The sequence below is a fragment of the Spiroplasma endosymbiont of Monopis laevigella genome, from assembly GCF_964019975.1.
GTDB classification, from domain to species: domain Bacteria; phylum Bacillota_I; class Bacilli_A; order Mycoplasmatales; family VBWQ01; genus Spiroplasma_E; species Spiroplasma_E ixodetis_A.
Genome location: NZ_OZ026473.1, coordinates 971,387 through 983,231 on the forward strand (window position 1 = coordinate 971,387; position 11,845 = coordinate 983,231).

An 11,845-nucleotide genomic window follows, 5' to 3' on the forward strand; every position below is an offset into this window, starting at 1 on the left:
TATTTAAGTTGTTGATTAATTCGCAATTTTCTTTTAAGATATGATTGATAAAAAAATATCAAAAAAGTTGTTAATGATGTCAAAGAAATAAATAATATCATGAAATTATTTGACAACTTTTAATTTTAGAAAAATTAGATGAATTAATACTTTAAAATGTAAGTAAGTATATTATATATAAATAATAAATAAAACTAATCCTTTTTTAAAATAATCCTCTTTTAGAGGTTATTTTTCAGGTTATAATTATCATTTTTTCTAAATTTATTCAAAATTTATTTTTAAGGAGAAATATATGAGTTTTACAGAACTAAATTTAAAACAAGAATTAACTGCTGCTATTGCTAAATGGGGTTATACTACCCCAACACCAATTCAAAAGAAGACAATTCCAGTTTCTTTACAAAAAAAAGATATTATTGGAAAAAGTCATACCGGAACCGGAAAAACTGCTGCCTTTGTCTTACCTATATTACATAATTTAGATATAAAATTATATCGTAATCAAGCCATTATTGTTTGTCCAACTAGAGAATTGGCAATCCAAGTTGCTAAACAAGTAAAAAAATATGCTTATTTTTTAAATGGCGTTAATGTTGCTTTATTATGCGGTGGTGTTAATATTAGAAATCAATTATATGATTTAAGAACTAGTAACATAGTTGTTGGAACACCAGGAAGAATTACTGATCATATTAATCGTGGCAGTTTAAGATTAAATTCAATTAAAACATTAGTTTTAGATGAAGCAGATGAAATGTTAAAAATGGGATTTAAAAAAGATATTGATTTCTTATTTGAAAATTCACCTCAAAATATTCAAACTGTTCTTTTTTCAGCGACAATGTCAAAACCAGTTTTAAAAATTGCTGATGATTATCAAAATAATCCAGTTAGTATTAGTGTTGAAGATGAAAGTCAAAAATTACAACAAGCAAATATTAAACAATATTATTTTGATTGTCGTAATATAACAAAAGAAACTGCATTAGTTGCTTTATATCAAAAATTACAACCACAATTAAGTATTGTTTTTTCAAATACAAAAGATTTTACTAACAAAATCGCACAATTATTAGAACAAAATAATATTAAATGTGCTGTTATTAACGGTGATAAAAGTCAAAGAGAACGTATGGAAGCAATGAGACAATTTAAAAATGGTAAGGTTAAAGTACTAATTGCTACTGATGTTGTTGCTAGAGGAATTGACATTAATGGTATTGATTATGTTTTTAATTATGATATTCCACGCGAATATGAGTACTATACTCATCGTATTGGTAGAACAGCTCGTGCTGGAGCACAAGGCACTGCTATTACTTTAGTAAGTAATAGAGTTCAATATAATGAAATTCAAGAAATTCAATATTATCAAAATCACGAAATTACTTTACTAGATACTACAGGTTGAGATTTACCTGAAAATGTTGTTAAAGTACCGACTAAATTAAATTTTTCATCTCATAACAATAGAAATGATTTTAAACGTAATGTTGATAATAATTCAAAATGAAAAAGAAAACCAAAATAGAGGCTTTTTAATAATCTGTGTATCTTTGTTTTACAAAGTTACTAATTTAGATTAATTCTGTCTTCAAATTTTATCATAAAATGAGCAATTGCTGTATTTCAATTTTGAATAGGAAATGTTCATTTTTTTGTTATATTTTCAATTGCCAAGTAAAATATTTTGAAAACTGCCATATCATTAGGAAAAACTTTTTTATTTCTGATGATTTTTCGTAATTGACTATTAACAGATTCAATAGCATTTGTAGTATAAATCACTCTTTTGATTTCTACTGGATAACTAATAAAAACCATTAAATTATCTCAATTTTTATATCAAGATTTAGTAATTTGAGGATATTGTTTATTTCATTTACTTTCAAACGATTCTAAAGCTTGCATTGCTTGTTCTTCACTACATGCACTATAAATTGGTTTTAAATCTGCAACTAGACATTTTCGATGTTTGTATGAAACATATTTTAAACTATTTCTAATTTGATGAACAATGCATAATTGATGTTCTGTTTTAGGATAAACTGATTGTATTGCTTCTGACATGCCTGTTAAATTATCACTACAAGCAATAAGAATATCATTTAAGCCACGATTTTTCATTTCTGTGAAATTAGATAATCAAAACTTAGAACCTTCATTTTCACTAATTCATAATCCTAAAACATCTTTTTTGCCTTCTAAATCAACTCCTAATGCTATATAAACTGATTTGTTAATAATCCGTTTATCTTGTCGTACTTTAACTACTATACAATCAAAATAAACAATAGGATAAATACTTTCTAATGGTCGATTTTGTCATGCTTTAACATCATCAATAACATCATCAGTAATTTGACTAATAACACTTTCACTAATATCAGCACCATGATATAACTCTTGCAACTGCATTCTAATGTCAGATAATGTCATTCCTTTTGCATACAAGGAAAGAACTTGTTGATCAAAACCATCAAATCTTCTTTGCCTTTTAGGAACTATTACAGGAGTAAAATTACTATTGCGATCTCTTGGTACATCAATTTCAATTTTACCTTGTTGAGTTATTAATTTTTTTGAACTTGTACCATTACGAGCATTTTCAGTAGTACTATGTTGATTTTTTTCATATCCTAAATAATTTTGCATTTCAGAATTCAACATTTTTTCAACTAATCTTTTTGTTAATTCTTTATATAAACCGCCAGGTTTAAAAACTGTTGTTAAATCTTCAGTATTTTCTAGTAATAAATCTACTGCTTTTGATATTGGATCATTATTATTAAAGTTATCTTTTTTAGCCATCTGTAACTCACTCTTTCTAGTCATTTAATTATATTTACTAGAATTAATTAAACATAGTTATTTTTGTAAGTTACACAGATTACTAAACATTTCCCCAAAATATTAAAATTATTCATTTTTATAAAGTTTTTTTATTTTCATTTTTTTCTTATTTTCGATTTCTTGTTGTTGTCTTTCTTTTTCAGCTTTTTCGGATTCTTTTTTTAATTTATTAGCTGCAATTTTTTCTTTTATTCTTGCTATTTCTTTTTCTCTTTTATTTTTTTCATCCATAAAAATCCCTTTCTCACTATTTTTTTTGGCATATTTATTCTTATACATCTAAAATACCCAAAATCAGTGTACATTTTTTAGAAAAAAAATAAATATAAAATATTAAAAAAGTCACTCTTTTTAAAAGAGTGACTAAAAATTAAATTTAAATAGTGCTTTTAATTGAATGACATTGGATGGTATATTCCTGTACTTGTTGATGGTTGGTTATTTATATCATTTGCAAATTGATATGGATTGTCAATAGGAAATTCTTCTATTGATGTTTCGTCATCAGTTTCTTTTTCATTTGATGATTTTTCTGATTCTATTTGTTGTGATAAAACTTCTTCGATACCAGAATATTCAAATTCTTCTTCCTGATATTTTTTAAACAATTCATCAAGAGTTGTGAATTTCCCATTGTTTTCTAATTTTTCTAAATGTTTTTCAAGAAAAACTGCTTCTTTTTTAGTAAATCCACAACAACTAGTTAATATTTCTGTGATTTTTTTTATAGTTATTGGTTGATTAAATACATCTTTATAAAAATCAGAAATAGCAAAAGCAATCATATCAATTGCTGTTACACCAATTGAAAATCCTAATGTTGTTCATCTAACAAATTTTTCATAAAATAATTTTGTGGCTTTTTGAAATCCATATTCAGTAACTAATGCAGCTTCTGTTTTAACAGCATTAACAGTACAAGTGACTGATAAAAATAAAGGGATTGCCATTAATATTTTTTTATATCTAGTTTGTTTTTCAACTCATTTTGAAAGTTTTTCAAGACAAAGATTAGTTGGAATTCCTAAGTTTGTTAAACCCGATTTAAAAATATTATTAATTGGTCTCATAACGAAATAACGAGTTATATTTGCTGCTAAAGCACCTGTAGTAAAAATGTCTTTCGTGATTCAATCATGTAAATTAAAATCTTCTTTAGAAGTATTTTCTGATGAACCAGTTAGAATAATATGACTACCTGCCCATGTTAGTGTTTCTAAAGTTAAATTAACTAAAAGATTACGTCCTCAATTAGTTACTAATGCTATTGGTTTATTATTTTGTTGTTCCATAGTTTTAATTGTTTTATTTGCTAAAGATATTACTTGTTTAATTTCAATATCATTATTAGCATTATTATTTTCTATTTGTGAATTAATAATTAGTTTTTTAATTCGTTCAATTTCTTTTTTAAAATTTGGATGATATTCAAATTCTGTTTCTACACAATTTTCAATTTGATTAAATTTCTGTATTAAATCATTAAGTATGGAAATATTTGAAAAATATTTCATTAATTTTTGATGGTCTTCTTCAAATAAAAGTGTTTCAAATATTTCTTTATATTTTTCAAAGTCACTGGTATTAAATTGGTTGATTTCAATGGGATTTGTTTTGTTTTTTTTATTAAAAAAAACATCTCGTGATCAACTTGAAGCTGCTGAAGTGAAAAATGTGCCAAGTGCAGTATCAAGTAATACCATAACATAATTTTGTCAATTTCAAAATATAGCATCAATATAATCTTGGGATGTGTGTTCTTTACCATCAATGGGAAAATTAGAAACTACTCTTTGTAAATTTTTACCAGTAAGTCCAATATAAATTTCTAATAATCCTAAAAATTTATATGCAATATTTCTTATTATTCCTGGTTTTGTTTGATCAATAAAATTTTGTATTATTGTTAAATATTTATATAATTTTAATAAAACATTTAAATCTCTATTATTAGAATTTTCTTTAAATAATTTTAATTGTTCATTAAGTGCGTTGGTATTTGTTATAAATTTATTAAGATTATTAATAGTTTTTATAGTAATACCTTCTAAGAATTGATTTTCGGGTGATAATTTTCTTTCTTTTTTTTGAAAAGTTTTTAAATCTAAATTATCATCAATATATTTATCAATATCATTGTATTCTTTTTTATATATTTCTATTGTATTTCTATTAAAGTTTATTTTTAATAATTCTAAAATCACTATAATTACTGTTCCATTTTTTTCAACAAATGTTAGTTTTTGTCAGTATTGATTGTTATTAATGGTAATAGTGCTTTCATTAAAAAAAGTTAAACTATCAAAGTTATTTTTAATTTGGGTTTCATATTTTCAATTTCCATTATCATCGAGTTTTTTTTGTGTTGTTCCTCCATAACGACTACTACAATTTCTTCAATTATTTTCTTCACTATCTTCTATTTCGATAATTGTACTTGAACTATTAAGACTTTCAGTACTACTTGAATTACTATCATTTATAGAAGGTTGTTGATGAGTAACTTCATAATTACTATGTTTATTTTTTTCTAATAAAGGCTTTTTTTCATTTGGCATTTTATTTTCTCCTTTAAGTATAAAAGTCCTATTTTGTTTATAAAAACAAAATAGGACTTAAAAATATATTTAAACATATATCTGATTTGGATTATATCATTTATTTAATAGTTTTTAAATAAAAAATATCTTTTTATATATAGTTAATAAAAATTAAGTTTTAATTATTTATTTAAAAAATTCAGTAAATGATTTTTTGCTATGACGTTCAAGAAATTTATTAAATTCAATTGTTTTTTCATTTTTAATTTTTTCTAAAAATACATTAACTTCTTTTCCAGTACCTAATGGAATTGTATTAGTGTCAATACCTTTTATTTTTTTAATTTCTTCTAAAAATAAATAACGACTAATAATAGTACTACAAGCGATAGCTAAATACTTACTTTCTGCATTAGTAACAAATTGAACTTTATCTTTAATAATTTTATTACGATTATCTTTCATATTTTCAATGTATTTGTAATATGTATCTTCATTAATATATTGATCAATAACTATAGTATCATATTGAATTCTATGTTGTAACATACGAACTAATGCTTGATTTTCTCCTCAAGTTTTAATAATATTGGGGCTATAACCCGCATCAATTCATTGATTATATTTACGATTGTTAATGATTACTGACTCAAAAATAATTGTTTTCATAATATCTTGTGCTAATTCAATAAATTTACTTTGTGATAAGTATTTATAATCGCGAATGTTAAGTAAACGTAATTTTTCTAAATTACCTGAACCAATATAAGAACTAATAATAACAAGTGGACCAAAAAAATTATTAATACCAAATTCAGCATTGCCAATGACTGGTGATTGATTTTCATCAAGTTGATTTCAAATACTGCGATATTCTGCAATAATATCTTCTTTAGTACCTTTAAAAATAACTTTTTCTTGATAAATTTCAATTGTTATATTATGATATTGAAATAATTCATAACTACTATTTTTATTATCAACTTTATAGTTTTGGTAGTGTTCTTTAATTAATGATTTTTGTTTTTGATTTAAGTAAAATGTCATTAATATACCACCATCTTTTCAAAATTTATTTGATTTATTGAAATTAATATCACACTTTCTTTCATATTAATTATATAATAAAAACAAGGATTTTAGGGTTTTAACCTTTTATTTTATATAAGGAGTTAACAATGCGTAGTGTAGGTATAGATATTATTGAAGTAAATCGAATAGAAAATATTGAAGAACTTGCTAAAAGAATTTTAAGTAAAAAAGAAATTATACTTTTTAATCAATATTCTTTACAACGTCAACAGGAATTTTTGGCAGGAAGATGAGCATTAAAAGAAGCAATTTTTAAGGCATTACCACAAGAAAAGTTAACATTTAAAAATATTGATATTAGCTATAATCAATATAATCAACCAATAACTATTATTAAGAATTATCAATTACTTTTATCTTTATCACATAATGAAACTAATGCAATTGCAATTGCAATTGTTATTTAATAAAAAGAAAGTAAGGTGTTTTATTAAAATGTATATGATTGATTTAATTTCTAAAAAGAAATTAGGACAAAGTTTAAATAAAGAAGAACTAAAATTTTTAACAGAAGGTATTGCCAATGAAACAATACCAGACTATCAAATTAGTGCTTGAGCAATGGCTGTTTATTTTCAGGGAATGACTAATGATGAATTAGTAGAATATACAAAAGCTATTATTAATAGTGGTGAAACCATGGATTTATCACAAATTACTGGTTTTAGTATTGATAAACATTCAACTGGTGGTGTTGGTGATAAAACTAGTTTAGTATTTGGTCCAATAGCTGCTGCTTGTGGATTAAAGGTTGCAAAAATTTCTGGAAGAGGATTGGGTATTACTGGTGGTACTATTGATAAACTGGAAATAATTCCAAATTTTAAATGTGATTTAGCAATATCAGATTTTATTAAAGTTGTTAATAAAGTTGGTATGAGTATTATTAGTCAAACTAGTAATTTAGTGCCTGCTGATAAAAAATTATATGCATTACGTGATGTTTCAGGAACAGTTGATTCATTACCATTAATTGCTGCTAGTGTTATGTCTAAAAAATAGCAATGGGCGCTGATTTAATTTTACTAGACATTAAATGCGGAAAAGGTGCCTTTGTTCAGGATATAGTAACTGCAAGAGAGTTAGCAAAATTAATGGTACATATTGGTAAAGCTTTTAATAAAAAAATTTATGCTATTATTAGTGATATGAATAAGCCTTTAGGACGAACAATTGGTAATGCACTAGAATTACAAGAAGTTATTTTAAGTTTAAAAAATAAAGGACCAGAAGATTTGAAGATCCTTGTTAGTAATTTAGTAGCTTTAGCCTTATTGGGAGATAAAAAGGTAAAAACCTTAAAAGAGGGTATTGATAAAGTTAATGCTATGTTTACTAGTGAAAAACCACTACAAATTTTTTATGATTTTGTTAAAAGTCAAGGTGGAGATACTAAATATCTTGATAATATTGATAAATTACCACCAGCTAAATATATTATTAAAGTTAAGGCGCAATTATTGGGCTATTTAGATTTTACTAATAATTATGCTTTAGGTGAATTATCAGTAATATTAGGAGCAGGAAGAACTACGAAAACTGATATCATTGATCCGGTGGCAGGAATTTATTTAAAACAAATTCATGGTCAAAAAGTTGAAAAAAATAGTGTAATTATGGAACTCCATACTAATAAAGATCAACATTTCCATCAACAATTTTTAGATTTGGCAATTTCTACATTTCAGATTACTAATAAAAAATACGATATTAAACCAATAATTTTAGAAATAATAATGTAATTTAGTTTAAAATTGTTTATAATGTTACAGTATTTTAAAAATATTAATTAAATGAAATGATAAGGAGCGTTTTTGTGAAATCTTTATTAAAATTACTGGGCACACTTGCTTTAGCAACAACACCAGTTGTAACAGTTGTTGCTTGTGGTAGTGAAAATAATCAAATGACTCCAAGGGATATTCTTAATTTTGCTGCCTCTTTTGTTACTGATAGTAGTGTGCAAATTAAGGCTGATCTTAATTTATCAGATGATACCAATATAGGAGAAATGAAAGGTAAAATTTTTAGCAAATTAGATACTTCTGTGCAAACAGCTATTGGTAACTTTTTCTCTAGTAAACTTAAAGAAAGTACCAATGAACATCCAACAAATTGATATCACCCTGATGCACATGTCAAAATTATGGACTATGTTCCAAAAAAAGATAATGATAATGATGAAAAAGAAAAACCTAAGTTTGTTTTACCAACTGGTAGTGAATTAGTCAATGGTTATTTATGAGTAAAAGCGGAAATCTCTTATTTAAATTTACCATCAGTTACTAAAGATATTAAAATTACAATTAATAATGATACAAGTCATACTAGTGATCAAAAAAAAGCTGATGCAATTAAAGATTTTATTGAGAAACTTATTAATGGAGAAATTAAAGATAATGTTTTAAATGTTAATGTTGAAAACTTACCAATTAGTGGAAAAATTGATGCACCTTCAAAAGAAGATATTGCTAGAACTCAGTTATCATATATTAAACAAAATTTAAATGTTGCCATTAAAGATAAAGTTCAATATTCTGGTTTAAGTTTAAGTTTTGAATTTTCAGATGATTTTTCAGATGATGCTAAATCAACTTTATTTAAAATGGCAGATCCAACGGTGACCAATAATGATGATAAATCAATTGTATTTAATGGTAATGTTAGTAATATTACTATTGATTTCTTAGTTGGTAATGATGGTAAATCTACTTTTAATACTGGTGATATTGAAAGTAAGTCTGCTATTCAGATTAACCAAACTTTTGTTGATGCAACAACACAAATTTCAAAAATATTTTCTGAATGAACAGTTGATGCAGTAAAGGAATTACCAAATGCTTCAGAAAGTTTTTCAGATTATAAGGAAATGAATAATATAAAAGAACAAGTTATAACAAAGGGTTATTTTGCTAATATTAATAAAATTTATAGTATTCTTGTTCCCAAATGAAATGATAGTGTAATAACTATTACTAATCCCGAAAGTGGATTTAATCTTAATCCTAACGAAAAAAATGGTTATTTTAATTTAAACTTTAAATTAAAATATGACCTAAGTAAAGACTTTCCAGATATAAAGACATCTTCAAAATTTGAAATAAATGTTGAAAATATTCATATTACGTTACGTGAAGTTAAATAATAATATTTAAATATATAATAACTTTTAAAACTTATTTTAATCATTAAAAAATTAAAAATAAGTTTTTTTATTTATTAAAGATTAATCAAGTACTATTAAATTAAGTTATAATTAATATTAATAAGTATAAAATGATATTGAGGGAACGAGAATAATGTTACAACCAGTAATTACAATTGAATCTTTTCAAGGACCAATGGATTTGCTTTTGCATTTAATTAAAGAAAAAAATATTGATATTTTAGATTTAAATCTAAATGATGTTACTAACCAATATGTTCATTTTATTAATGAAGAATTAATTAAAAACATTGATTTAGTAAGTGAATATTTACCGATTGCTGCTTATTTATTAGAATTGCAATCAAAACAATTATTACCAAAACAAGAACTAGTGGTAGATAGTGCTTATGAAAATGAAGTTAATCGTCAAAAATTAATTGCTCGTTTATTAGAATATAAAAAATTCAAAGAAATAAGTAATTATTTTAAAGAACAGGCTTTATATAGAACCCAATTATTAACAAAAACACCTAGTGATTTAAAAACATATTTAGTTGATGAAATTACACCAATTTTGGTAAAAAATAATATTAATAAATTAACACAAGCAATGTTAAACTTATTTAATAGACTACAAAATGAAAATAAATTACCAGTTAATTTAGCATTAAACTTAATTTCAGCTGAAGATCGAGCTAAAGAAATTAAACAGTTACTGAAGAAAAACCCCAAGCAACACTTTACTTTAGAACAATTATTTTTTACTAAAGCATTAACTTTACATTATTTTATTATTACTTTTATTGCAATTTTAGATCTTGCAAATCATCAAATTTTACATATTATACAAACTAATACTTTTACTGAAATTACAGTAATTTATCGAGGTGAGAAAAATGAATAATAGCAATTGAAAAACAAACGAAAGATTAGCAGTTTTACAAGGTTTATTATTTATTGCTGGCAATGAAGGCCTTGATTTATTAACACTTGCTGAATATTTAGAATTAACAAAAAAACCAAAGACTGTTGAAAATTTAATTGCGTCTTTACAAATGAAATTAAATGATGATGATACCAGTGGTTTAAGTTTAATTAAAGTTGGTAATATTTATAAATTAACAACAAAACCTATTCATTATAATCGCTATCAAGTATTAAAACAACAACCTTTAATACGTTTATCACAAGCAGCTTTAGAAACACTAGCTATTATTGCTTATAATCATCCAGTTACTAAACCACAAATTGAAGATATTCGTGGTGTAAATTGTGATTCTATTATTTTTAAACTAAAAAGTTTAAATTTAATTACTGAGATTGGTCGTAGTGAATTACTAGGAAAACCAATTTTATATGATTTAACTGATGAATTTATGGATCATTTTAATATCGAATCTTTAACTCAATTACCAACTTTGCCTCAATTTAATAACCAAAATGATGAACAAGAAATCTACAACTTTACTAATGAATAATGATTTAGAACGCTTGCAAAAAGCTATTGCTAATTCTGGAGTATGTTCACGACGAAAAGCAGAATTACTAATTATTAATGGGCAAGTAACAGTTAATGGGCAAATTATTACAACGTTAGGTTTTAAAGTTACAAGTAGTGATGTTATTAAAGTTAATAATCAAATTATTAAGCAATCTAATCATATTTATTTAGCATTTTATAAACCACCTAATTGTTTAACAACAGTCAGTGATCCTAAAAATCGACCAACGGTAATGAATTATTTTACTAATATTAATAGTAGAATTTACCCAGTCGGTCGTTTAGATTTTGATACTTCAGGTTTGTTGTTAATGACTAATGATGGTGAATTTACTAATGCTATTATTCATCCTCGTTATAAAATAGATAAGGTATATGAAGTATTGGCAAGTGGTATTTTGTCATCAAATGCTATTAAAAAACTACAAGACGGTATTATTTTATCAACTTCATTTACAACTTCTCCTGCTATTGTTAAAATAATTTATAAAAATATAAAAAAAGAAAATACTTTACTACATCTAACCATTCATGAGGGACAAAATCAACAAGTTAAACGTATGATTAAAGCAATAGGAAGTAGAGTAATTACTTTAAAACGTTTACAAGTTGCTAATATTACTTTAAAAGGTTTAACAATGGGTGAATATCGTTATTTGACAGAAGAAGAAGTAACAACATTGATGAAATTGAGTCAAAAGAGTTAAA

At 24.6% G+C, this 11,845-nt stretch carries 12 protein-coding genes; 8 read left to right on the top strand and 4 right to left on the bottom strand.

The window, feature by feature from the left end; genetic code table 4:
- Positions 1–295 precede the first annotated feature (295 nt).
- On the top strand, positions 296–1,534 hold the full coding sequence (locus tag AACK94_RS05240; RefSeq protein ID WP_338975383.1) for a DEAD/DEAH box helicase: 1,239 nt from the start codon (positions 296–298) through the stop codon (positions 1,532–1,534).
- Between the two features lie 41 nt (positions 1,535–1,575).
- Here the strand turns inward: AACK94_RS05240 and AACK94_RS05245 are convergent, their stop codons facing one another.
- From AACK94_RS05245 to AACK94_RS05260, 4 genes are all read right to left on the bottom strand, one after another.
- On the bottom strand, positions 1,576–2,814 hold the full coding sequence (locus AACK94_RS05245; RefSeq protein ID WP_338976361.1) for an IS256 family transposase: 1,239 nt from the start codon (positions 2,812–2,814) through the stop codon (positions 1,576–1,578).
- A 108-nt stretch (positions 2,815–2,922) separates the two neighbouring features.
- Complete coding sequence (locus AACK94_RS05250; RefSeq protein WP_338975392.1) at positions 2,923–3,135, bottom strand: hypothetical protein; 213 nt, start codon at positions 3,133–3,135, stop codon at positions 2,923–2,925.
- Between the two features lie 110 nt (positions 3,136–3,245).
- Positions 3,246–5,414 (bottom strand): hypothetical protein, encoded by a 2,169-nt coding sequence (locus AACK94_RS05255; protein WP_338975393.1) that lies wholly within the window; start codon positions 5,412–5,414, stop codon positions 3,246–3,248.
- A gap of 168 nt (positions 5,415–5,582) precedes the next feature.
- Positions 5,583–6,443 (bottom strand): ribonuclease HIII, encoded by an 861-nt coding sequence (locus tag AACK94_RS05260; RefSeq protein WP_338975394.1) that lies wholly within the window; start codon positions 6,441–6,443, stop codon positions 5,583–5,585.
- A gap of 131 nt (positions 6,444–6,574) precedes the next feature.
- Here AACK94_RS05260 and acpS point away from each other — a divergent pair, with 131 nt between their 5' ends.
- From acpS to AACK94_RS05295, 7 genes are all read left to right on the top strand, one after another.
- Complete coding sequence (gene acpS, locus AACK94_RS05265) at positions 6,575–6,895, top strand: holo-ACP synthase (RefSeq protein ID WP_338973757.1); 321 nt, start codon at positions 6,575–6,577, stop codon at positions 6,893–6,895.
- 28 nt (positions 6,896–6,923) lie between these two features.
- The gene (locus AACK94_RS05270) at positions 6,924–7,490 is read left to right on the top strand and encodes a thymidine phosphorylase (protein WP_338975395.1); all 567 of its coding nucleotides are present in this window, start codon (positions 6,924–6,926) and stop codon (positions 7,488–7,490) included.
- Positions 7,491–7,492: 2 nt separating this feature from the next.
- Positions 7,493–8,230, top strand: coding sequence for a hypothetical protein (locus AACK94_RS05275; protein ID WP_338975396.1), 738 nt, complete (start codon positions 7,493–7,495; stop codon positions 8,228–8,230).
- Between the two features lie 74 nt (positions 8,231–8,304).
- Positions 8,305–9,633, top strand: a complete 1,329-nt coding sequence (locus AACK94_RS05280; protein WP_338975397.1) for a hypothetical protein — start codon at positions 8,305–8,307, stop codon at positions 9,631–9,633.
- Positions 9,634–9,787: 154 nt separating this feature from the next.
- Entirely contained in the window at positions 9,788–10,540 is a 753-nt protein-coding gene (locus AACK94_RS05285; RefSeq protein WP_338975399.1) for a segregation/condensation protein A, read from the top strand.
- Positions 10,533–11,114: an SMC-Scp complex subunit ScpB gene (gene scpB, locus AACK94_RS05290; protein ID WP_338975400.1), complete on the top strand. Its 582-nt coding sequence runs from the start codon at positions 10,533–10,535 to the stop codon at positions 11,112–11,114. Before AACK94_RS05285 ends, scpB begins: the two co-directional genes overlap by 8 nt.
- Entirely contained in the window at positions 11,107–11,844 is a 738-nt protein-coding gene (locus AACK94_RS05295) for a pseudouridine synthase (protein WP_281748443.1), read from the top strand. Before scpB ends, AACK94_RS05295 begins: the two co-directional genes overlap by 8 nt.
- The last annotated feature ends 1 nt before the right edge of the window (position 11,845 follow it).